We start from the raw sequence: 23497 nt of genomic DNA on the forward strand, positions 1-23497 counted from the left end.
TAAGCTGGCCTGCGTGACTGCCCCGAACCTCACCAGAGACCAGGCCCGCGAACGCGCCGCGATCGTCGACGTGTCGAACTACCAGATCGAACTCGACCTCACCGACGGGAACGGTGCGCCCGGCACCGCAGGGAAGGGCGCCTCCGGCACCGAGACGTTCCGATCCACCACGACGGTCACGTTCACCGCGACCGAGGGCGCCGAGACCTTCATCGACCTCGTCGCGCCGACGCTGCACTCGGCGACGCTCAACGGCGTCGACCTCGACGTCTCCGGCTTCGACGAATCCGTCGGCATCACCCTGCCCGGGCTGGCAGCGGAGAACACCCTCACCGTGGTGGCCGACTGCGCCTATTCGAACACCGGTGAGGGACTGCACCGTTTCGTCGACCAGTCCGACGAATCGGTGTACCTGTACTCGCAGTTCGAAACCGCCGACGCCAAGCGCATGTTCGCCTGCTTCGACCAGCCCGACCTGAAGGCCACCTACACGCTCACGGTCACGGCGCCGGAGGACTGGAAGGTCATCTCCAACGCGGCACACGTCGAGACCGCCGCCGCCGAGCCGGGTGTCCATCGCTTCCGCGAGACCGCGCCGATGAGCACCTATCTCGTCGCGCTGATCGCCGGGCCGTACGCCGAGTGGACCGACGTCTACTCCGACGACCACGGCGACATCCCCCTGGGCATCTACTGCCGCGCCTCGCTGGCCGAGCACATGGACGCCGATCGGCTCTTCACCGAGACCAAGCAGGGATTCGCCTTCTACCACAAGAACTTCGGCATCCCCTACGCCTTCGGTAAGTACGACCAGCTGTTCGTGCCCGAGTTCAACGCGGGCGCGATGGAGAACGCCGGCGCGGTGACCTTCCTGGAGGACTATGTCTTCCGGTCGCGCGTCACCAAGTACCTCTACGAGCGTCGCGCCGAGACCGTGCTGCACGAGATGGCGCACATGTGGTTCGGCGACCTCGTCACCATGCAGTGGTGGGATGACCTGTGGCTCAACGAGTCCTTCGCCACCTTCGCCTCGGTTCTCTGCCAGTCCGAGGCCACCGAGTACACCAACGCCTGGACGACGTTCGCCAACGTCGAGAAGTCCTGGGCGTACCGGCAGGATCAGCTGCCCTCGACCCACCCGGTCGCCGCGGACATCCCCGACATCGCCGCCGTCGAGGTCAACTTCGACGGCATCACCTACGCCAAGGGCGCCTCGGTGCTCAAACAACTCGTCGCCTATGTCGGTGTGGACGATTTCCTCGCGGGTCTGCGCGACTACTTCGCCGCCCACAAGTTCGGCAACGCGACGTTCTCCGATCTGCTGGGTGCATTGGAGAAGTCGTCCGGTCGTGATCTGTCGGACTGGGGCGACCAGTGGCTGCGCACCACCGGCATCAACGTCATGCGACCCGACTTCGAGGTCGACGAGTCCGGGGCGTTCACCCGGTTCACCATCGTCCAGGACGGCGCCGCGCCGGGCGCCGGCGAGACCCGCGTGCACCGGCTCCGCGTCGGCATCTACGCCGACAACGGTTCCGGCGCCATCAAACAGACCCACAGCGTGGAACTCGACGTCGAGGGTGAGCGCACCGACGTGCCCGGACTCGTCGGCGTGCACCGCGGAGACCTGGTGCTGCTCAACGACGGTGACCTCACCTACGCGTCGATCCGCCTCGACCCCGAGTCGCTGGCGACCGCGACCGCCCGCATCGGCGACATCACCGACTCCATGCCGCGCACCCTCGTGTGGTCGGCGGCCTGGGAGATGACCCGTCAGGCCGAGATGCGTGCCCGCGACTTCGTCGAACTCGTGCAGCGCGGGATCGCGTCGGAGACCGAGATCGGTGTGGTGCAGCGTGTTCTGATGCAGGCGACCACCGCGATCGAGTCCTACGCCGACCCCACCTGGGTGTCCTCGACCGGCCGGCCCGCGTTCAGCGCCCGCCTGCTGGAACTCGCCCGGGGCGCCGATGCGGGCTCCGACCACCAGCTCGCCTTCGTCAACACCTGGCTGGCCGGCAAGCTCAACGACGACCAGATCGACGTGGCACGGGCACTTCTCGATGGCGCGGACCCGGCCGAGCAGGGTCTGGGCGGCCTGGCCGTCGACACCGACCTGCGCTGGAAGCTGGTGCGCGCGTTGGCGACCGCCGGTGCGATAGATGCCGACGCGGTTTCGACCCCGACCATCGACGCCGAGGCCCAGCGCGACAACACCGCCACCGGCACCCGGCAGGCCGCCGCGGCACGTTCGTCGCGACCGCTCCCCGAGGCCAAGGCCGACACGTGGTCGCAGGCGATCGACGACGATTCGCTGTCGAACATCTACACCCGCACCATGATCGAGGGCTTTGCGCGTCCCGGCCAGGGCGAGCTGCTCGAGCCCTACGTCGAGAAGTACTTCGAGGCGATCCCCGAGGTGTGGGCACGCCGTTCGAGCGAGGTCGCCCAGACCGTCGTCATCGGCCTCTACCCGAGCTGGGCGATGACGCAGCAGGCCCTCGACCTCGCCGAGGAGTTCGTCGCGGGTGATCATCCGCCTGCCCTCAAGCGGCTGATCTCCGAAGGCCGTGACGGCGTGGCACGTTCGCTGCGGGCACGCGAGTTCGACGCGCAGGGCTGAGATCTAGCGACCGGCTCCGCCCCATCGGCTCACCTCGAGTCTGCGCCCGATCAGCCGATCGGTGCAGGCTTCTCGTGGGTGTCCCACGCCGGTGGGGCGTGACCGGTCCGGTGTCCGTCGACAGCGGCCGCCGACGCGATGAGAGTCTCCGCCGACTGGGTGTTGGTCCGCTCGGCGGCACGCATCATCGTCTCGTGCGCTGCATCCGAGTCAGTGTCAGGACCGAGTACGGCAAGCGTGAGTGTCCCACTCGGACAAGAGAATCGAACGACCCCGGGCGGCCACGTGGTGAAGCCCTCCAAGTGCACCGACCGGCCGTCGACCGCAATCTTCCGGTCCGGCGCGGCATCCCAGTCGGCGATCCGGTAGCCCACCCGTTCGAGCCGCGGCAACCGGGTGTCGAGTGCTTGCGCGATATCCGGGAGTTCCGTTGCCAGGTCCCGGGATCGCGGCCACCACGCGCCATCGACCGACCCCCGGACCGAATCGGCCGGCTTGAGCCGCAACCGCAACTGACGAGGCGGGTGCGTGGTCGGCGCGTTCATGCCCTGCTACTCACGTGGTAGCCGAAGACGGCGAAGCTGTCAGGTGCGAGGCCGTTCGCGCTGCCGTTGTTGGCGAGAAATCCGGCCGCCGTCGCGATCACCGCGGCGACCAGGATGATGACTCCGATGATGACTGTCACGACATCAGCTCTCTTCTCGGTTCCGGGACCGCCGGGTTGTTCCGGCTCCCGACGAGTCGGAGGGGACCGCAGAATCAGTCGATTGCGTTGCGGCACTGCGAGATCGGTTATTGCTGATGATCATGTCATTCTCCAGCTCGGTCACCGCGTCGACGATCAGAGAACGCAGGTCACCGACCATGGCCGCGGTGTCGTCATCGGTTCGGCCGGCCCGGGAGCGCGCGAGAAGTCGCTCGTTGAGCCGGCGGGCAATGGGAGGCAGATCGAGGCGTGTGGACATCAGGGTTCCCGTCTCTGGTTTTCGAACAGGACATCTGACAGGGTTCCGCCACCCTCGACAGTGCTCGTCACCTTTTCCCAGACGTCCCCGGCACGGACCTTGAGAACATCTGTGGCGAGCAGAATCACCGGGTGCGAGTCGGCATCGAGAACCTCGGTCCGTGAATGGCGGGCCCGCCGGAGGGTCCGGCAAGCGAGGACGTCACCGACGACTTCGTTCGCTTCGTTCGTTTCGGCGCTGGTCGCGGGATGGAACTGGACATCCCATTCGGCGAGGAGGTCGCCCGGCACATCGCGCGAATCCTGCTCTTGGATTCCGCTCACGATGGTCTGAGGCCTCGATGAGTGACCCGGTCGGGCGCGGTGATAGTCGCGTATGTGCCCGAAGAGGCGGCTGCGCGGAAGCGAGTCGAGAATTCGAGTGGTGGTGATCATGGCATTCGCCTGACTCGGTCGCCGTCTGGATGCGGCCGAAGTGACCGGGGCCGCCAACGGTGATTCCCTCGGCGTGCAGCCCGATGAGTTTCAGTCTACGCCGTCTGTCCAGTACCAGCGCCATCTCCGCGTACCGATGGCGGTCACCGACGGGCCCGCCTCCACCGATACCGCACCTGTGGCCGTCCCGCCGAACCGTACTGGGTGTCGCGGTCGAGGACGCCGTCGTCGGCGAGTCGTTCCAGGTAGCGCCATGCGGTGACCCGCGAAGATCCCAGTGCGCGAGCGACTTCCGACGCAGTGAGCCCGTCGGCGCTGTCCCGCACGGCCCGGCACACCGCATCCTCGGTCTGCGGAGCGGAACCCTTCTTCGCCGACCGCCGGAAGTCGCCGGAACGCAACTCGCCCAGTGCTCGGTCGACGTCGCGCTGACTGACCGCCTCCGCCTCGCCGGTCAACGCCTCCCGGTACCGCAGGTACTGTTCGATCTTCTCGCGGAAGGCCGTGAACGTGAACGGTTTGAGCAAGTAGAGCAGCACCCCGCGTGACATCGCGTCGCGCACGGTCGGCAGGTCGCGTTGCGCGGTGATGGCGATGACGTCCGGGGCCGGGCGCACCCCGGAGAGCGCGGAGGCGAGGTCGGTGCCGCGGGCGTCGGGCAGACCGAGGTCGAGCAGCACCAGGTCGACGCCGTGTGCCCGCGCGGCGCGTAACGCCTCCTGCGCGGTGGTGACCGCGCCCACGATCTCGAATCCGCCGATCCGGCCGAGATAGTCGCGGTGTGCCTCGGCGATGACCGGTTCGTCCTCCACGATCAGCACGCGGATCACCGCTTCACCCCAGCCCGTATCCGCACCGAGACAACCGACCCGTAGGTGTTCTCGGCAGTCAACGTCCCGTGATGCCGCGCCACGACCTGGGCGACGAGGGCCAGGCCCAGTCCGCGTCCGGCGTCGTCGCCACCGGATTTGGTGGAGTAACCGCGCGCAGTCGCGCGGCCGAACAGTTCGTCGTCCATCCCGGGTCCGCTGTCGGCGACGACGATCTCGAGCGCCTCGTGGTCGCCGACGACCCCGACCTCCACCCACGGGTCGCCCGGATCGCAGGCATCGAGGGCGTTGTCGACGAGGTTTCCCACGACGGTGATCATCTCGCGCGGTGACAGGATCTGGGTGGCGTCGTCACTCAACTGCGAATCCTCGGTGAGCGAGAATGCGATTCCCCGTTCGGCCGCCTGCGCACTCTTACCCAGGAGCAACGCGACCAGCGCCGGTTCGGCGACCGCCTGGGTCATCCGGTCGATGAGGTGTTGGGACAGTTCGAGTTCGGTGGTCGCCAGTCGGACCGCCTCTTCCGACCGCCCCATCTCGACCAGTGCGACCAGGGTGTGGAGCCGGTTCGCCGACTCGTGCGCCTGGGAGCGGAGCGCCTCGGCGAATCGGGTCATCGAATCCAACTCTCCCATCGCCTCGGCCAGTTCGGTCCGGTCGCGGATCGTGACGACCGACGAGCCGCGTCGTCCGGACACCGGCGACCGACTGACCAGCAACACCCGTCCGCCCTCGGCGTGCAACTCGTCGGACACCCCGTCGCCGCGGGTCAGGAAGTCCGGCAGATCGCCTGCGGGCGTGTCTGTTCCGATGCCGAGCAGACGTTGCGCCTCGGCATTGACCAGCGCCGGCCGGCCGGCCTCGACGACGATCAGTCCCTCGCGGATCGCGCGCAGCACCGCGTCGTGGTGGTCGTACATCAGTCGCAGGTCGCCCGGGGCCAGTCCGCCGGTCTGCCGCAACAGCCGTCGCCGGATCCACCAGACCCCGGCGGCCGCGGTCAACAGGGCTGCGACGGCGGTGACGGCGATCCGAGGGAGCTCCCCGCGCCAGGCCGACGTCAAGGACCGCTGGGTGATACCGGCTGCCACCATGCCGATGATCCGGCCGTCGGGTCGCCGGACCGGCGTGATCGTCCGGATGGACGGACCTAGGGTGCCCGTGTAGGTCTCGGTGATCGTCTCGCCACGGAGGGCCGCATCGATGCTGCCGATGTAGGGCGCCCCGATCAGGTACGGGTCGGTGTGGGTATAGCGCGTCCGGTCGGGACCCAGCACGGTGATGAAGGCGATGCCCGTCTCCCGCCGGATCCGGTCGGTGACCGGCTGAAGAATCGCGCTCGGGTCCGGCGAGGTGAGTGCGGACACCGTCGAGGGCGCCTGCGCGAGGCTGACCGCCACCGCGGTGACCTCGTCGCGGGCGGCCCGGTCCCCGTCGACCCGGGCGTCGATCGCCGCGAGCACACTGCCCGCCACGACCACCACCGCCACGACGGCCAGCGCGAGCGCCGCCACCTGGCCGGCCAGCGTCCGCGGATACCACCGCATGCTCGGCCCCTCATCTGCCTGTCGAGCTTCGTCTTCCGACGTTCGGGTTCGGCAAAGCCCCATATCGGGCTATTCCCCCGGCATCGGTGAACGTAATGAACAGAATCGTGACGGTCATCACCACGTCGTTTCACAATCCTAACCACCCATGTTCCCGGTACACGAGGAGAGAACCGCCGATGAACGCAGATCCCAAGGCCGGTGACGAGGCGGTCGAGGCGCCACGGGCCAAGCGCGACCGCACGCACTGGCTGTACATCGCGGTCATCATCGCGGTGGTCGCCGGCGTGGTCGTCGGTCTCGTGGCACCCGAGGTCGGCAAGGAACTCGGTGTCCTGGGCACCATGTTCGTCAGCCTCATCAAGATGATGATCGCCCCGGTCATCTTCTGCACGATCGTGCTGGGCATCGGATCGGTCCGCAAGGCCGCGACGGTCGGCAAGGTCGGCGGTCTCGCGTTCGTCTACTTCCTCATCATGTCGACGGTCGCGCTGGCAATCGGTCTGGTCGTCGGCAACCTCATCCAGCCCGGCGAGGGGCTGAACATCTCGTCGATGTCGGGCAAGGGTGAGGAACTCGCGAAGGAGGCCCACGAGTCGGGCGGAACCATGGACTTCATCCAGGGGATCATCCCGGAGTCGATGCTCTCGGCCCTCACCGACGGCAGTGTGCTGCAGGCGTTGTTCGTCGCACTCCTGGTCGGCTTCGCGATCCAGGCGATGGGGCGCACCGGCGAGCCCATCCTGACCGCGGTCTCCTACTTCCAGAAGCTGGTCTTCAAGGTCCTGACCATGGTCCTGTGGGTCGCGCCGATCGGCGCGTTCGGCGCCATCGCGAACGTCGTCGGCCAGACCGGTTGGGCTGCCGTGCAACAGCTTCTGACCCTGATGCTGGCCTTCTACCTCACCTGCCTGGTCTTCGTGTTCGGTGTGCTCGGGGTCCTGCTCCGGACGATCGCCGGGGTCTCGATATTCCGGCTCGTGCGGTATCTGGCCCGCGAGTACCTGCTGATCTTCGCGACGTCGTCGTCGGAGTCGGCCCTGCCGCGGCTCATCGCCAAGATGGAGCACCTCGGCGTCGAGAAGACGACCGTCGGTGTCGTGGTGCCGACCGGGTACTCGTTCAACCTCGACGGCACCGCCATCTACCTGACGATGGCGTCGATCTTCATCGCCGATGCGATGGGCGACCCGCTCTCGGTCGGCGAGCAGATCGGTCTGCTCGCGTTCATGATCATCGCGTCGAAGGGCGCCGCCGGCGTCAGCGGCGCCGGACTGGCGACCCTCGCCGCCGGTCTCCAGGCGCACCGGCCGGACATGCTCGAGGGTGTGGGCGTGATCGTCGGTATCGACCGGTTCATGTCCGAGGCGCGTGCGGTCACCAACTTCTCCGGCAATGCGGTGGCGACGCTGCTGGTCGGTTCCTGGACCAAGACGGTGGACAAGCACCAGGTCGACGAGGTGCTGGCGGGTCGCATTCCGTTCGACGAGTCCAACATGGTCGACGACGAGCTCGAGTCGGCCGGGACCGGGGCACACGAGAAGGTGCTCGAGGGCTCTGCCCCGCGGTCCTGAGCAGAAACGGCCGGCCGCGAACACGAAAGAGGCCGCCCCACCGACAGGTGGGGCGGCCTTCTTCGTGGTCTGCGGGACTAGCCTGCGGCGGCAGCGGTCGCCATCACGCGCAGCGACGCGATGAGGCCGTCGATCAGGTTGCCCTGACGGAAGCCGGTGACCGCGGCGGTCACACCGAGGGCGGCGACACGGTCGTTGACACGACTCGACACCTCGCTGCCGGAGACGATGACGACGTCGCGCGTGTTCGGCGACACCGCGATCAGCGTGCCGTGGGCAGGCTCGGGAGCCTTCGCCAGGACGGCACGGGCGCTCGCGTCGAGGTCACCGTCGAGATCGCCGATGTAGACCGAGAAACGCACGAGAGCCTTCTCGCTCGCGGCCTTCAGGGTGTCGTCGAGAGCGATCAGATCCTTCTTGCTGAAGGGCGGCGTCGTCGGGGCGTCACCCGGGTAGCGGGCCGCCGAGATGCGTCCGCTGTTGGTGATCACTGTGCCCAGCGGAAGTTCGGCGGCCGAGCGGGCCGCGACCTCTGCACTCACGTTCGCGTGCGAAACCTCACCACTTGCCACTTGCCGAGCTCCCATCAACGTCGCCGGGTTCCGCGTGCCGCGGAAGTGCCATCGGTTCGATGTCGGTGGCACTGAAGAGAAGCGGAGCATGCTCCCATTGCTGATCGAGGGTGTACTCCTTGACCTCCGGGTACTTGACCCCGCCGGAGAACACCATCGCGACAACGCAGAGCACGACAAAGAGCACCGTCACGATCGTGACTGGCACTCCGATGGGGACGATCAGGCTGTCCATGTCACCCTTTCGATGGTCGCGCCGGACCAGGCCGGTTGTCGGCACAGGTCATCGTTGATCAATCTAGCCCACATCACACCGACCGGTGCAGCGACCCCTACAGCGCGTCGTAGACGGTCGCCGAGCGGCCTTCCGAAGGACATTTCGCGGCGCCTTCCGGCGCCTCACGCGGCGCCCGCGTCGATGTACTGCATCCAGGCCGGATCGATGTCCTTGACGGCGGCGATGAGCCCCCAGTGCCGGCCTTTCGGGGCGACCGGCCGGTTCCGCAGCGTCCAACCCAACTCGGTGATCAGCCGGTCGGCCTTGCGGTGATTGCACGACGCGCAGCAGGCGACGCAGTTCTCCCAGTTGTGGGCCCCGCCCCGGCTGCGCGGCACGACGTGGTCGATGGTGGTGGCGGGCTTGCGGCAGTACCCGCAGCGGAACCGGTCGCGGTGCATCAGCGCCGCCCGGGTCATCGGCACGGACGCGCGGTACGGAACCCGCACGTAGTTCCGCAGCCGGATCACCGTCGGCACCGGCACCGCCGTCGCGGCCGAGTGGAACGCTCCCCCGGACTCGTCGGCGTGGACCATGTCGGCGCGTCCACGCAGGATCAGGACGACGGCGCGGCGGATGGTGACCGCGCTCAGCGGCTCGTAGGTGGCATTGAGCAGCAGCACCCGGCGGCGTGTCCACGACCGCGACCCGGCCGCCGGCGAGGCCGCACCGCCGTGCAGTCTCGTCACCTCGCCCGTCTGGTGGTGTGACCGCTGCGTCATTCGACCTCCCGCCGGCCCTGCTCGAACTGGTTGACCTGCACAAGTTCACCACGGACGCCGACCTCGTGCAGGGAAAACCCGCTGCACGGCACCTCGGCCGGGCCCCGCCGGCGGCACGCGACGTTGAGGCGCCCCTCGGTCGTAGGGACAATGGCGGCTGTGACTGGCGAATCCGGCAACTCCCCCGACCCGGCCCCGCGGAGCTTCTACGAGGAGATCGGCGGCGCGGAGACGTTCCGACGGCTCACCGAGGTCTTCTACACCGAGGTGGCGAAGGACGAGGTGCTCCGCCCGCTGTACCCCGAGGAGGATCTCGGCCCCGCCGAGCGACGGCTGCGGATGTTCCTCGAGCAGTACTGGGGCGGTCCGCGGACCTACTCCGACGAGCGCGGCCATCCGAGACTGCGCATGCGCCACAACCCCTACCGCGTCGGCCCGATCGAGCGCGACGCCTGGCTGCGCTGCATGCACACCGCGATCGCCTCGATCGACGACGAGACCCTGGACCCGCCACACCGCCAGGCACTCGTCGACTACATGGAGATGGCCGCGCAGTCGATGATGAACTCGCCGATCTGAGAGCCGCGCAAACCTTCCGCCTTTCGCCACCCGCAGTTTCGACACGCCCACGACTCGCCGATTGACCAGGATTTCTCGCCGAAAACTCAGGTAGGGCAGAATGACCACGGTGAGCGATGAGACACCAGGTGTTGTCCCCGCCGAGCCATCTGACGGGGGTCAGACCGACGGCGCACACACCGACGTACCGGAGACCACGGTTACCGAGGGCAACGTGAGTGACTTGTCGGGAGACACCCCCGAGATCGAATCCGCGACAACCGATCCGGATGCCCTCGACGACGAGGCCATCGAGGCCGAGGCAGATGCCGAACTCGATCCGGGCGCCGAAACCGCCGCCGCACGAGACGAACCGGCGTCCGTCGTGGTGCCGCAGCTGGACCCGACCGACACCACCTGGTGGAAGTCCGCGGTCTTCTACCAGATCTACCCGCGGTCGTTCTGCGACGCGAACGGCGACGGCGTCGGCGATCTCGCCGGTGTCATCGGCAAGCTCGGATATCTCGAACTGCTGGGCATCGACGCGATCTGGCTCAGCCCGATCATGACCTCCCCGATGGCCGACCACGGTTACGACGTCGCCGATCCGCGCGACATCGACCCGCTCTTCGGCGATCTCGCCACCTTCGACGCCCTCATCGCCGAGGCCCACGCACGCGACATCCGGGTGACGATGGACCTCGTCCCCAATCACACCAGCGATCAGCACGAGTGGTTCCGGGCCGCTCTCGCCGCGGGCCCGGGTAGTCCGGAGCGCGAACGGTACATCTTCCGGGACGGGCGCGGCGAGAACGGCGACGAGCCACCGAACAACTGGCACAGCATCTTCGGCGGACCGTCGTGGACCCGTGTCACCGAGGCCGACGGCAGCCCCGGCCAGTGGTACCTCCACATCTTCGCCGCCGAGCAGCCCGACCTGAACTGGGAGAACCCCGAGGTCTTCGACGATCTCGAGAAGACACTGCGGTTCTGGCTGGATCGCGGCGTCGACGGTTTCCGGATCGACGTCGCGCACGGGATGGCCAAGCCCGCCGACCTGCCCGACATGGACCTGACCAACACCGCGCTGCTCTCCAACGACGACGACGATCCGCGGTTCAACAACTATGCGGTGCACGACATCCACCGCAAGATCCGCAAGGTCCTCGACGAGTACCCGGGCGCCGCGAACGTCGGCGAGATCTGGGTGAACGACAACGAGAGGTTCGCCGAGTACCTGCGCCCCGACGAACTGCATCTGGGTTTCAACTTCCGACTCGCCAAGGCTCCCTTCAAACCCGAGGCGATCCGGGAGGCCATCGAGAACTCTCTCGACGCGGTCCTGTCGGTGTCCGGGACGCCCACGTGGACGCTGTCTAACCATGACGTCGAACGAGAGGTGACGCGGTACGCCCCCGTCGACCCCGCGACCGGTGATCTCGACCTCGCACGCGGGACGCGCCGTGCGCGGGCGATGCTCGTCGTCGAAATGGCCCTGCCTGGTTCGATCTTTCTCTACAACGGTTCCGAACTCGGCCTGCCCAACGTCGACGACCTGCCCGAGGAGGTCCTCCAGGATCCGGTGTGGGAGCGGTCGGGTCACACCGAACGCGGCCGCGACGGATGCCGGGTTCCGCTGCCCTGGCAGGGCACCGAGCCGCCGTTCGGTTTCAGCACGTCGGCCGACACCTGGTTGCCGATGCCGGAGTCGTGGCGATCGCTGACCGCCGAGGCACAGCTCGAGGACGTGGGCTCGATGCTGTCGCTGTACCGAGCGGCCATCGAATTACGTTACAATCGACCGGAATTCGCCGGCGACTCGATCGACTGGTACGAGGCACCGGAGGGCTGCTTGGCCTTCCGGCGGTCGGAGGGATTCCTGATCTGCGCACTGAACGCCGGCGAGGTCCCGGTTCCGCTGCCACCGGGTGAGCTCCTGCTGATCAGTTCGCCGCTGGTTGACGGCATGCTGCCGCCCGACGCCGCCGCCTGGCTGGTCTGAGAATCCTCTATAGAACCGTGACCGACAGGTCACGGTGACGCCGCTGGTACACCGAACCGTATCGGGCGTCGACCCGAATCCAGGCCGCCGACAAGCGGATCCGGACCGGTTCCGCGGCGTCGATGTCCTCGACCGGTGAACTCTCGGTGACCGCGTGCCCGTCGCGGTCGCGGAGGAAACCCATCCCGGTCAAGGCGAAGAGCGAGCGCATGGTGACGACCGCGCGCAGCGCACCGTCCTCGGTCGAGACCTCGAGCACGCCCTGGTCGAGCACACCCGTGGCGGGTCCGTGAGCACTTCCCTCCTCGCGCGCCACGCGGGCGCCGTCGCGCGCCAGGCCGACGATGCTGCGAGCGGGCACGTCGTCGACGTGTCGGTAGCCGACGGATACGGGAAGTGCACCGCGCCAGGCGGAGTCGAGGGAGAATCCGGGATCTAACGGCGCGCCTGCGGGAGCCGCGGCGAGCGCGGCGTGCAGCGATGCCGCGTCGCAGACGATGTCGGCTGGTGCCAGCTGCCCGGAGACCGCACGGGTCGCGAGCACCTCGAATCCGGTGTGTGTCCAGAGTGCGACGAGTCCATCCGAGCGGGCGACGACGCGCACGACGGCGGCGTCGTCGAGCCGTTGGGCATGGGCGAGGAACGCCGACGCGTTGGAGCGATCCGACTCCGCGATCTGGATGAACCGTTCCATCAGTGCTGCTTCGTGGACGTGTCGTCGCCGCGGCGGAACGAGTTCAGGTAGTCCTTCTGTTCCGGGGTGAGCCGTGCGATGCGCTGGCCGGCGACGTCGAAGGCGACGAGCTGGGTGCTGGCGACGACCGCCGGTTTCGATGCGGGATCGGCCCCGGCCGCGCGGACCTCGTAGCCGACGGTGAAGTCGACGGCGCGCAGGCGCTCGACGAACATGGTCACCTCGATCGGCCCCTCGGAGTGCCGCAGCTGTGCCTGGTACTTCACGTGCAGGTCGGCCACGAGGCAGCCGTCCCGCAGCGGCGCGGTGGGCCGGCCGTCGAGGAACAGCCACGGGATACGCGCCTCCTCGAGCAGCGTGACCATCCGGGCGTGGTTGATGTGCTGATAGACGTCCATGTCCGACCATCGCACCGGGACCTTCACCACGTAGCCGTCGGTCGTCGCGGTCCCCGAGTCCTCGTTGAGCACGTGCGTTCCATCCCCTGTCGATCCGGATCTGCTGCTACGACGCCGTCGGGCGTCGCGGACTCAACCCTACGCACGGCGGGCCCCGGCACCCCTGACGGGCGGTGACGACCGCGAGCGATTCAGGCGGGACCGACCTCGACCCGCACGCCGTTGAGGACGACGGTCCCCGAGAGCGGGTCGAGCCGTGTCCCGTCGTTGAGGATGTTCACGTTGACCCCCGGTTCCGCGGCCGCCACGGAGAGGCGGGCCTCGGCGTCGTCGTGACCCCAGCCGTGCGGCATCGAGGCGACTCCGGGCTTGATGTCGGTGGTGAGCTCGACCGGGACGGTCAGCGACCCGCCCGCGCCGCGGACCGTCGCGACGCCGTCGATGCCCAGGCGCGCCGCATCGTCCGGGTGCATCTGCAGGGTGCAGCGATTGGTCCCGCCGGTGAGTGCGGGCAGGTTGTGCATCCAGCTGTTGTTGGACCGCAGGTGACGGCGACCGACGAGGAGGAGCGACGGATCGCCCGGCTCGTGTTCGGCGTCGACTGCGGCACGCAACCGGGCGAGGTCCCCGATCAGCGGGTCCGGTGCCAGCTCGACCTTTCCCGACGCGGTGCGGAGCACCCCGGGCAGACGCGGGCGCATCGGACCGAGGTCGATGCCGTGCGGGGCGGCCAGGACATCGGCGAACGTGAGGCCCTCCCGTGCACCGAAACCGTCGCCGTAGGCGCCGAGCCGCAGCATCATGTCCAAGCGGCGCTGGTGGCCCCGAGCTTCGGGCAGCATCGCCACGAGGGTCTCGACGTCGCGTCCGGCGACCGGCGAATGCGGGTCGGTGACCTCCTTGGCCAGGGTCGCGGCGATGACCTGCTCGTCGACGAGGCCAGGATCGGCGTCGACGCCCGCCCCGGAGAGCCCGAGGATCAGCCGGCACACGATGTCGATCTCGTCGGGCCGGCCGTCGGGTAGCGGCAGCACCCGCGGCGAGTAGCGGGCGTTCGCGCGTACGGCGAGGTTGTTGAGGATCGCGTCGAAGTGCGGGCTCTGTGAGGGGCGCGGCGGCGGCAGGACGACATCGGCATGCCGGGTGGTCTCGTTGAGATAGGGGTCGACGCACACGACGACGTCGGCGGCATCGAGCGCGGTGGCCAGCCGGCGGCCGTTGGGCGCCGACAGCACGGGGTTGCCGGCGACCGTGACCAGTGCCCGCAGTTGCGCCTCGCCGGGTGTCTCGAACTCCTCTGCCATCGCGACGGCGGGCAACTCCCCCGCGACCTCGGGATGTCCCGACACCCGGCTGCGCCAGCGGCCGGTCCGGAATCCGCGCCCCGGCCGGGCCGGACGGGGTGCGGGGGCGGTCGGCGCCGTCGGGAACATGACCCCGCCGGGCCGATCCAGGTTGCCGGTGAGGACGTTGACCACGTCGATGAGCCAGCTGCCGAGGGTGCCGAACTCGACGACGCTGGTGCCCAGTCGGCCGTAGACCGCCGCCGTCGGTGCCGCCGCGATCGCACGGGCGAGCGCGCGGATGTCCTCGGCCGGGACATCGCAGTACGGCGCCACCCGCTCGGGCGTGAGATCACCTATCTCCCTGCGCAATTCGTCGACGCCCTGCACGTGGGTCGCGATACCGCCGAGGTCGTCGGCGACCAGTCCCTCGTCGAACAGGCAGGTGACGATGGCGGCCAGCAACGCGGCATCGGTTCCCGGCCGTGGCGCGAGGTGGGTGTCGGCGAGCCGGGCGGTGCGGGTACGCGCCGGGTCGATGACCGTGAGCCGCCCGCCGCGATGCCGGAGGGCGTTCAGCTTGCCGGGGAAGTTAGCGGCGGTGGCCATGCTCCCGTTGGAGACAACGGGATTCGCGCCGATGATCACCAGGTGATCGGTGCGGTCGAGGTCGGGGACGGCAAAGGTCCCGGCGTGACCGAAGAGGTATCCCGACGCCGCCTGCTTGGGCATCTGGTCGAGGGTGCCGGCGCTGAACACGTTGCGGGTTCCGATCGCACGCGCGAGCAGCGGCGCGTACATGGTGCCCGCGATGGTGTGCGCCGACGGGTTGCCGAGATAGAAACCGACCGACGATCCGCCGTGGGTGTCGATGACCGCGCGCAGACGGGTGACGGCTTCGTCGAGCGCCTCGTCCCAGCCGACCTCGACGAACCGTCCGTCCCGTGTGACCAGTGGACGTTCGAGACGGTCGGGATCGTTGTCGAGCTGAGGGAAGCTCGCCCCCTTCGGACAGATGTAGCCGTGGCTGAACACGTCGTCGGCGTCGCCGCGGGCACCGGTCACGTGTTCACGCAAATGCCCGTCCGCCTCGGCGTGTTCCTCGATCGGGCCGCCGTGGGTGTCGACGACGAGGGACAACCCGCAGGTTGCCTCGCAGAGTGGGCAGATTCGCGGTGCCGTGCGCGTCATGTGCCCAGGCTAGGCCCGGGCATCGGGTCGGCGTGGCCGAAACGGATCAGGGGCCGAAACGGATCAGGGGCCGAAAGGGATTCAGCGGATGACACTGCGGAGCTGTCGCGCGGCGACCGACAGCGTCGCGAGGTCGAGGGTCCCGGTCTCCTCGATCTCTCCGAGGACGCTGCGCACGCGGCTGAGCCGGTTCGACTGGGAGGACTCCCATTCGGCGATCTTCTCGTCGCTCGACTCGTCGGGTTCGCTGACCTCGAGGATCTTGAGGGTGAGCGCCCGTAGCGCGCCGTGCATGTCGTCGCGCAGCGCCAGCCGGGCGAGCGCGTGCCAGCGGTCGCCGTAGTCCAGGTTCGACACCGCCGTCAGCAGTTCCTCGAGTCCGAAGTGCTCCATCACCGCGAAGTAGAGGTCGCCGACCTCCTCGGGGTCGCGGTCGGAGATCTCGGCGGCATCGATGATGTCGAGCAGGCAGAACCGGTGGAGGCTGACGGCCACCGTCCGGGCGAGGTCGTCGGGGACCCCCTCGTCGACGTACGCGTGTACCCGGTCGGAGATGTCTTTCGCGGAGCTCTCCCCCAGCCAGCCGTCGACGGCCGCGGACAGCCGGGTGACCCGATCGGAGTAGCGGGTGATCTCGGCGGCCATGGCGAGTGGCTGGGGACGGAACGCGAGCAGCCACCGCGACGCCCGGAACAGCAGGCGTCGGGCGTAGAGCATCATTCCGTCGACGACCTCGGCCGGTGCCGGTGCGTGCCGGATGCTCTCGAAGACGTCGCTCATGCCGAAGATCTCGTTGGACACGACGTAGGCGCGGACACCTTCTTCGGTGGTGCACCCGGTGCCCTCGCTCAACCGGAACAGATGCGTCATCCCGGCGTGATCGATGACGTCGTTGACGAGGGTCGTCGTGACGATCTGGCGGCGTAGCCGGTGGGAGTTGATCTGCTCGCGGTACGTCTCGCGCAGGGCCTCCGGGAAGTAGCGGGCCACGCGTGCGGCGAACACGTCGTTGTCGGGGAGGTCACTGGCCAGCAGGTCCGACTTCGCCTCGAGTTTGACGTGCGCCATCAGGGTCGCGAACTCCGGTGAGGTCAGCCCGCGCTGCAACTCACCGTCGAACCGCTTGCGGAGTTCGCGTGCCTGCGGGAGGGCTTCCAGTCTGAGGTCGACGCCGCGTTCGCGTGACAGCTGGTCGAGCATCCGGGCGTGGACCTCCACGCGCGTGAGTTCGAAGGTGCGGCAGAAGCCCAACTCGGAGTTCTGTGAGATGTTGTCGGCGAGAACGAGATCGGCGACGTCATCGGTCATCGACTCGAGCAACGGGTCCCGGTCGTCGGTCTCCAGCGCACCGCCCGACACCGCGGAGTCGAGCAGGATCTTGATGTTGACCTCGTGGTCGGAACAGTCGACTCCGGCCGAGTTGTCGAGTGCGTCGGTGTTGATCCGGCCACCCGCGAGATCGAACTCGATCCGCCCCCGTTCGGTGACGCCGAGGTTGCCGCCCTCCCCGATCACCTTGGCACGCACCTGATCACCGTCGACGCGGATCGCGTCATTCGACTTGTCGCCGACGTCCCCGTGGTTCTCCGTCGACGCCTTGATGTATGTTCCGATGCCGCCGTTCCAGAGCAGGTCGACGGGCGCGAGCAAGATCGCTCGGATCAGTTCGGGCGGCGAGAGTTCGTCGACGCCCTCCGCGATACCGAGCGCTGCCGCCATCTCCGCGCTGACGGGGATCGACTTGCGGTCCCGCGACCACACCCCTCCGCCCTCACCGATCAGATCGGTGTCGTAGTCGGCCCACGACGATCGCGGCACCTCGAACAGGCGGCGGCGTTCGAGGTAGGACCGGTCGGCGACGGGGTCCGGGTCGACGAAGATGTGCCGGTGGTCGAAGGCGGCGACGAGCCGGATGTGCTCGCTGAGCAGCATCCCGTTGCCGAACACGTCCCCGCTCATGTCGCCGATCCCGACGACGGTGAAGTCCTGCGACTGGGTGTCGACGCCCATCTCCCGGAAATGCCGTTTGACCGACTCCCAGGCACCGCGTGCGGTGATGCCCATGGCCTTGTGGTCGTATCCGGCCGAGCCGCCCGAGGCGAACGCGTCACCGAGCCAGAAACCGTAGGACTGTGACACCTCGTTGGCGATGTCGGAGAACGCCGCGGTGCCCTTGTCGGCCGCCACGACCAGGTAGGTGTCGTCCTCGTCGAGCCGGACCACACCCCGCGCCGGGATGACCTCCCCGGTCGAGCGGTCGATGTTGTCGGTGATGTCCAGCAGACCGGAGATGAACTGCCGGTAGCAGGCGATCCCCTCCTCGCGCTGCGCATCCCGGTCGGCAGCGGTGTCCCCGGTCGGCGCCGGCGGACGCTTGACGACGAAGCCGCCCTTCGCGCCGAGGGGGACGATGACGGCGTTCTTGACGGCCTGTGCCTTCACCAGACCGAGGACCTCGGTGCGGAAATCCTCCTTGCGGTCCGACCAGCGCAGCCCGCCGCGTGCCACTGCGCCGAACCGCAGATGGACGCCCTCCACACGGGGCGAGTACACGAAGATCTCGTGCAACGGACGGGGTTCGGGGGTCTGCGGGATATCGCGAGGCCGGAGCTTGAACGAGATGACCGGGCGGTGCTCGAGATCCCGTTCACCGGTCGTGACGAAGTAGTTGGTCCGTGACGTCGCGGTCATGACCGCGGCGAAGGCCGACACGATGCGATCGGCGTCGAGACTCAGCACCGTGCCGATGTCGGCCCGGAGTTGTGCGCTCACCCGCTCGCGCCGTTCGGGGTCGGAGGCGGCCGGGTCGAAGGAGGTCACGAACAGTTCGACCAGCCCGCGCGTGATCTGCAGATGACGGCCCAGCACATTCGCGACATGGGCGGTGCTGTAAGAGAATCCGCACTGCCTCAGGTACTGCCCGTAGGCGCGCAGCATCGCCGCCGACCGCCAGTCCAGTCCGCACCGGATGATCAGCTCGTTGTAGTCGTCGACTTCCGCTGCGGCGAGCCAGATCTGACGGAACGCCTCGGTGAAGCGCTCCTCGAGGTCGTCGGCATGGTCGAGGTCCACCGACATCCCGGCGGCGAGCTGCACGATGAACTCGTAGGCCCAGCAGACGGTGTCGTCGGACCGCCGGATCTCGTACGGATGTTCTTCGAGAACATCGAGGCCGAGACTGTGCAGCACCGGCAGGACATCGGTGAGGGTCGCCGACTCCCCGCACAGGTAGAGGGTGAACCGCCAGCTGTGGTGGTCGCCCGGCCCGCGCTGCTCGATGGCGTCGAGGGTCACCGCCAACGCGCCCGGCTCGAGGGAGACGACGTGGATCAGGTCCGCGAGGGCGTCCTGGGGTTCGCGGAGTTCCTTGTAGTCGTCGGAGAGTGAGGGCAGTTGCCGCAGAAGGAGTTCCGGTCCACCCGAGACCGATCCGGAACGGTCGCCGAGGTTCACGGCGAGTTCCCGGACACGCTCGTCCCATCCTCGGATCGCCGCCGCGAGCGCCGCCTGCATCCGTGCGTGCGCGGGTGATCCGGTGTCCACCGAGCCGAGTTCGGATGCGGCGCCCGGCTCGATACACACCAGCACCTGCAGGAGCGCGAGCGGCATCTCACTCACACGGGCCGTGTATTCCAGTGCGCTGCCCTTCAATTCATCCATCAAGGCACGTTCGAGGGCGAGTCGATTCTGGGTGTTGTAGCGGTCCCGGGGCAGGTAGATGAGGGCGACCGCGGTCTTGCCGTCGAGACTGGTACGCACGAACAGGCGCAACGACCGGGTCGCGACCGCGTCGAGCATCTCGGTGACACGACGGGCGAGCTCGTCGGTGGTGGAGGCGAACATCTCCACCACCGGATAGTTCTGCAGCAGCTCGATCATGGACTGTCCGGCGAAGGAGTCCTCGTCGACGCCGACGCGCGCGAGCACGTCGTGCACCTTGGTGCGCAACACCGGGACGTCGAGCACTGTCTGGTGCAGACCGGAAGAGGTCATGGTGCCGAGGAACCGGTGCTCACCGTCGTGGTTGCCGTGCGCGTCGAAGGCGGGAACCTGCAGCAGCACCGGGAAATTCGACCGCTGGATGCCGGTGGCGACGAAGACCCGACTCGCTCGCGGGAGCAGTGGCTGCGTGGTCACCGACGGGAAGTCCCGGGTGATGGAGCCGGTGCGCCAGACCCCCAGCCGCTCGTCACCGTCACCGGCGCCGTCGGTACCCACCCGGGTGTATCCGAGGGGATGGAAGTGGTTCCCGGCGAACCATTCGAGGAGTTCGGCGTACTCGTGCCGGTCGGTGTTGCGCATGCCTGTCGACTCACGCACCGGCATTACCGCCAGGTCGGCCGCACACGACGTCATCAGCGACCGCATCCGGGCGGCGTCGTGGTCGACGTCGCCCACCCGGAACACGACCTCGAGGAGGTCCGATCGGAGCGCCTCTGGATCGACGCCGGGATGTCCGGCGAGCCCGCCGACGAAGATCCAGGACTCCCAGGCGGCACCGGGGACGTCGTCGATCGCCTCGAGCCCGCCGTCGGTGTCGCGTTGCACCGGCATGACCGGATGGTCCATGCGCTCGATGGATAGGTCGTGTGCCTCAACGGTCGCCAGAACCGCCTCCACGAGCATCGGCATGTCGTCGTTGACGACGACGATCTCGACCGCGCCGCCGTCGTCGTCGACGACCTCGACCAGTGCCTGTCCGGGATCCCGCCGGGTCGCGACGTCAAGATGACGCACCACCTGCTCGGCGGCGCTGTCCGTCCCCGAGCCTTCGGCCCGGGACCTGAAGTAGTGGTTCACCGCGTCCGGCACGAGTGACGTCACATCGCCGATGCTAGTCACCCGCGCCGGACGGGGTCGGTATTAATCGCGGGTGAGTTTGCGGTGGGTCACCCGGTGCGGACGTGCCGCGTCGGCGCCGAGACGCTCGACCTTGTTCGCCTCATACGCCTCGAAGTTGCCCTCGAACCAGAACCACTTGCCCTCTTCGACGTTGCCCTCCCACGCCAGGATGTGGGTACAGGTGCGGTCGAGGAACCAGCGGTCGTGGCTGATGACCACGGCACAGCCGGGGAAGTTCTCGAGCGCGTTCTCCAGCGATCCCAGGGTCTCGACGTCGAGGTCGTTGGTCGGCTCGTCGAGCAGGATGAGGTTGCCGCCCTCCTTCAATGTGAGCGCGAGGTTCAGGCGGTTGCGCTCACCACCGGAGAGGACCTCCGCCTTCTTCTGCTGATCCGGCCCCTTGAAGCCGAAGGCACTGACGTAGGCGCGCGACGGCATCTCGTTCTGGCCGACCTCGATGAAGTCGAGTCCGTCGGAGACGACCTCCCAGACGTTCTTCTTGGGGTCGATGTTGGCGCGCGTCTGGTCGACGTAGCTCAGCTTGACCGTCTCGCCGACCTTCACGGTGCCCGAATCGGGTGCCTCGAGGCCGACGATGGTCTTGAACAGCGTCGTCTTACCGACACCGTTGGGGCCGATGACACCGACGATGCCGTTACGCGGCAGCGTGAAGGACAGGTCCTTGATGAGGACGCGGCCCTCGAAGCCCTTGTCGAGGTGGGAGACCTCGACCACCACATCGCCGAGGCGCGGTGGCGTCGGGATCTGGATCTCCTCGAAATCGAGCTTCCGCGTCTTCTCGGCCTCGGCCACCATCTCCTCGTAACGGGACAGGCGAGCCTTGTTCTTGGTCTGACGGGCCTTGGAACCGGAACGAACCCACGCGAGCTCTTCCTTCAGGCGGCGCTGCAGCTTCTGGTCCTTCTTGCCCTGGACCTCGAGACGCTCGGCCTTCTTCTCCAGGTAGGTGGAGTAGTTGCCCTCGTAGGGGTGCAGCTTGCCGCGGTCGACCTCACAGATCCACTGCGCGACGTGATCGAGGAAGTACCGGTCGTGGGTCACGGCCAGGACGGCGCCCGGGTAGCTCGCGAGGAACTGCTCGAGCCACAGCACCGACTCGGCGTCGAGGTGGTTGGTGGGCTCGTCGAGGAGCAGCAGGTCGGGCTTCTGCAGCAGCAGCTTGCACAGTGCGACGCGGCGGCGCTCACCACCGGAGAGGTGCGTGACCGGTGAGTCGGCGGGCGGGCAGCGCAGCGCGTCCATGGCCTGCTCGAGCTGCGAGTCGAGGTCCCAGGCGTCGGCGTTGTCCAGGTCTTCCTGGAGCTTGCCCATCTCCTCCATCAGCTCGTCGGAGTAGTCGGTGGCGAGCAGTTCGGCGATCTCGTTGAAGCGGTCGAGCTTCACCTTGATCTCGCCCATGCCCTCTTCGACGTTCTCCTTGACCGTCTTCTCCTCGTTGAGGGGCGGCTCCTGGAGCAGGATGCCGACGGTCGCCTCGGGGTCGAGGAAGGCTTCGCCGTTCGACGGCTGGTCGAGGCCGGCCATGATCTTCAGGATCGACGACTTACCGGCACCGTTGGGGCCGACGACGCCGATCTTGGCGCCCGGATAGAAGGACATGGTGACGTCGTCGAGGATGACCTTGTCGCCGTGCGCCTTGCGCACCTTTTTCATGGTGTAGATGAACTCAGCCACGTGAAAACTCCTTCGGACCTGCTCGATGCCGGGTGGATGTCAGCAATTCAGATGCTCTGGCGCACGCACGGTCGGTGCGCATACATGGGTCCCAGCCTAGTGGTCGGCCCCGGCGGGCCCGTCGCCCGGTGACCCGGTCCGCCCGGTACCGGCCACGCAATTGGGCGGATGCCGCGCGCGACGCGCGGTTTGTCGCGAGAATGGTTCGCGTCGGCGAGGGCCGACGACGGGGTGTGAGTTGCGGCGCCGGGCGAGCACAAGTGCGGCGCTGGGTTGGCGCGATGGGAGTGTCATGCGCTCGGTGGGTAGGTGGACAGTGGTGACGGTGGTCGTGGGCGTGATCGTCACGTCGATGGGTGCTGTCGGCGCCTGTGCGGCCGAGCCCCGGCATTGTCCTCCAACCATCTCACCGCTGTACGGTCCGGCCGGCCCATGTTTGAGATTCGGGGTCACGACACCGAGCGGCCCGCTCGAGCCCGCGGAGGTCGCCGGCGTCACCGCGCTGACCGGGGTCTCTCCGACCATCAATCTGTTCTTCGAGGACTTCACCGCCATCCCACCGATCGCGGCGCTGAACGCGGTGATCGGCGCGGGGGCCGAGCCGATCGTCACCTGGGAACCCTGGCGGCATCTCGGCGACGGCACCTACGATCGCGCCGCCTTCTCGATGTCCTCGATCGTTGCCGGAACGCACGACGACTACCTGTACCGCTGGGCCGACGAGCTCGTCGCCTGGGGTTCGACCGTCTATCTGAGGTTCGCCCACGAACCCAACGGCGACTGGTACCCGTGGAGTCCCGCGGGTGGGACGCCGCCCGAGCTGTACGTCGCGGCGTGGCGGCACGTCCACGACCTTTTTGCGTCGAAGAACGCGGTGAACGTGAAGTGGGTGTGGGCGCCGAACGTCCCGATCTCGGACGTTCCGCTGTCCCGCTGGTACCCCGGCGCCGACTACGTCGATGTCCTCGGCATCGACGGTTACAACTGGGGCTCGGTACCCGGCCACCGATGGACGTCGCCGAACGAGCTCTTCGGGTCCTCCCTCGACCAGCTGCGCGAACTCGCGCCGGACAAGCCGATTCTCGTCACCGAGGTCGGTTCGGCCGAGGCGGGCGGGTCCAAGGCCGACTGGATCGCAGATCTCGTCGACTACCTCGACAAGGCCGACGGGGTCACGGGTTTCGTCTGGTTCGACCACGACAAGGAATCGGACTGGGGTCTGAACAGCTCGCCGGAGGCAGGCCGGGCGATGGCACGTGCACTCGAAGAAGTGGGGTTGCGGTGATAGGA

18 protein-coding genes are annotated in these 23497 nt (G+C 67.9%); 5 read left to right on the forward strand and 13 right to left on the reverse strand.

The annotated features are described in order from the left end of the window. Nucleotides 1-13: 13 nt before the first annotated feature. Entirely contained in the window at nt 14-2623 is a 2610-nt protein-coding gene (pepN, locus tag GOALK_RS16740) for an aminopeptidase N (protein ID WP_006360029.1), read from the forward strand. A 50-nt stretch (nt 2624-2673) separates the two neighbouring features. Here the strand turns inward: pepN and GOALK_RS16745 are convergent, their stop codons facing one another. From GOALK_RS16745 to GOALK_RS16765, 5 genes are all read right to left on the reverse strand, one after another. Beyond that, nucleotides 2674-3168 (reverse strand): DUF5994 family protein, encoded by a 495-nt coding sequence (locus tag GOALK_RS16745; protein WP_006360030.1) that lies wholly within the window; start codon nt 3166-3168, stop codon nt 2674-2676. Next, on the reverse strand, nt 3165-3308 hold the full coding sequence (locus tag GOALK_RS23965; protein ID WP_006360031.1) for a hypothetical protein: 144 nt from the start codon (nt 3306-3308) through the stop codon (nt 3165-3167). The genes GOALK_RS16745 and GOALK_RS23965 overlap by 4 nt, the downstream gene beginning before the upstream one ends. Nucleotides 3309-3587: 279 nt before the next feature. Next, nucleotides 3588-4022 carry a hypothetical protein gene (locus tag GOALK_RS16755; protein ID WP_006360033.1) on the reverse strand — a complete coding sequence of 145 codons (435 nt, stop codon included), beginning with the start codon at nt 4020-4022 and terminating at the stop codon, nt 3588-3590. Between the two features lie 143 nt (nt 4023-4165). After that, entirely contained in the window at nt 4166-4852 is a 687-nt protein-coding gene (locus GOALK_RS16760; RefSeq protein ID WP_006360034.1) for a response regulator, read from the reverse strand. Next, entirely contained in the window at nt 4849-6399 is a 1551-nt protein-coding gene (locus GOALK_RS16765; RefSeq protein ID WP_006360035.1) for a sensor histidine kinase, read from the reverse strand. The genes GOALK_RS16760 and GOALK_RS16765 overlap by 4 nt, the downstream gene beginning before the upstream one ends. A gap of 179 nt (nt 6400-6578) precedes the next feature. Here GOALK_RS16765 and GOALK_RS16770 point away from each other — a divergent pair, with 179 nt between their 5' ends. After that, on the forward strand, nt 6579-7973 hold the full coding sequence (locus GOALK_RS16770) for a C4-dicarboxylate transporter DctA (RefSeq protein ID WP_006360036.1): 1395 nt from the start codon (nt 6579-6581) through the stop codon (nt 7971-7973). Between the two features lie 77 nt (nt 7974-8050). Here GOALK_RS16770 and GOALK_RS16775 read toward each other — a convergent pair whose 3' ends face one another. The 3 genes from GOALK_RS16775 to GOALK_RS16785 form a co-directional block, all read right to left on the reverse strand. Further along, nucleotides 8051-8545: a DUF5130 domain-containing protein gene (locus tag GOALK_RS16775; RefSeq protein WP_006360037.1), complete on the reverse strand. Its 495-nt coding sequence runs from the start codon at nt 8543-8545 to the stop codon at nt 8051-8053. Beyond that, nucleotides 8532-8780 (reverse strand): aa3-type cytochrome oxidase subunit CtaJ, encoded by a 249-nt coding sequence (gene ctaJ, locus GOALK_RS16780; protein WP_005198911.1) that lies wholly within the window; start codon nt 8778-8780, stop codon nt 8532-8534. Before ctaJ ends, GOALK_RS16775 begins: the two co-directional genes overlap by 14 nt. A gap of 164 nt (nt 8781-8944) precedes the next feature. Next, nucleotides 8945-9544, reverse strand: a complete 600-nt coding sequence (locus GOALK_RS16785) for an HNH endonuclease (protein ID WP_040004310.1) — start codon at nt 9542-9544, stop codon at nt 8945-8947. A 150-nt stretch (nt 9545-9694) separates the two neighbouring features. Here GOALK_RS16785 and GOALK_RS16790 point away from each other — a divergent pair, with 150 nt between their 5' ends. Both GOALK_RS16790 and GOALK_RS16795 read left to right on the forward strand, forming a co-directional pair. After that, a complete protein-coding gene (locus tag GOALK_RS16790; RefSeq protein ID WP_006360039.1) occupies nt 9695-10123 on the forward strand; it encodes a globin in 429 nt (142 codons plus the stop codon). A 100-nt stretch (nt 10124-10223) separates the two neighbouring features. Then, nucleotides 10224-12104 (forward strand): glycoside hydrolase family 13 protein, encoded by a 1881-nt coding sequence (locus tag GOALK_RS16795; RefSeq protein WP_006360040.1) that lies wholly within the window; start codon nt 10224-10226, stop codon nt 12102-12104. Between the two features lie 7 nt (nt 12105-12111). Here the strand turns inward: GOALK_RS16795 and GOALK_RS16800 are convergent, their stop codons facing one another. The 5 genes from GOALK_RS16800 to ettA form a co-directional block, all read right to left on the reverse strand. Next, nucleotides 12112-12798, reverse strand: coding sequence for a DUF8010 domain-containing protein (locus GOALK_RS16800; RefSeq protein ID WP_006360041.1), 687 nt, complete (start codon nt 12796-12798; stop codon nt 12112-12114). Beyond that, nucleotides 12798-13268: an acyl-CoA thioesterase gene (locus GOALK_RS16805; protein WP_005198906.1), complete on the reverse strand. Its 471-nt coding sequence runs from the start codon at nt 13266-13268 to the stop codon at nt 12798-12800. The genes GOALK_RS16800 and GOALK_RS16805 overlap by 1 nt, the downstream gene beginning before the upstream one ends. A gap of 119 nt (nt 13269-13387) precedes the next feature. Beyond that, nucleotides 13388-15670 (reverse strand): molybdopterin-dependent oxidoreductase, encoded by a 2283-nt coding sequence (locus GOALK_RS16810; RefSeq protein WP_040004311.1) that lies wholly within the window; start codon nt 15668-15670, stop codon nt 13388-13390. 81 nt (nt 15671-15751) lie between these two features. Then, the gene (locus GOALK_RS16815) at nt 15752-20494 is read right to left on the reverse strand and encodes an NAD-glutamate dehydrogenase (RefSeq protein WP_035754067.1); all 4743 of its coding nucleotides are present in this window, start codon (nt 20492-20494) and stop codon (nt 15752-15754) included. Nucleotides 20495-20533: 39 nt separating this feature from the next. Beyond that, complete coding sequence (gene ettA / locus GOALK_RS16820; protein ID WP_006360044.1) at nt 20534-22207, reverse strand: energy-dependent translational throttle protein EttA; 1674 nt, start codon at nt 22205-22207, stop codon at nt 20534-20536. A gap of 292 nt (nt 22208-22499) precedes the next feature. Between ettA and GOALK_RS16825 the strand changes: the two genes are divergently transcribed. Beyond that, a complete protein-coding gene (locus GOALK_RS16825) occupies nt 22500-23492 on the forward strand; it encodes a glycoside hydrolase family 26 protein (protein WP_035754066.1) in 993 nt (330 codons plus the stop codon). The last annotated feature ends 5 nt before the right edge of the window (nt 23493-23497 follow it).

The sequence above is a fragment of the Gordonia alkanivorans NBRC 16433 genome (genome assembly GCF_000225505.1).
Taxonomy (GTDB): domain Bacteria; phylum Actinomycetota; class Actinomycetes; order Mycobacteriales; family Mycobacteriaceae; genus Gordonia; species Gordonia alkanivorans.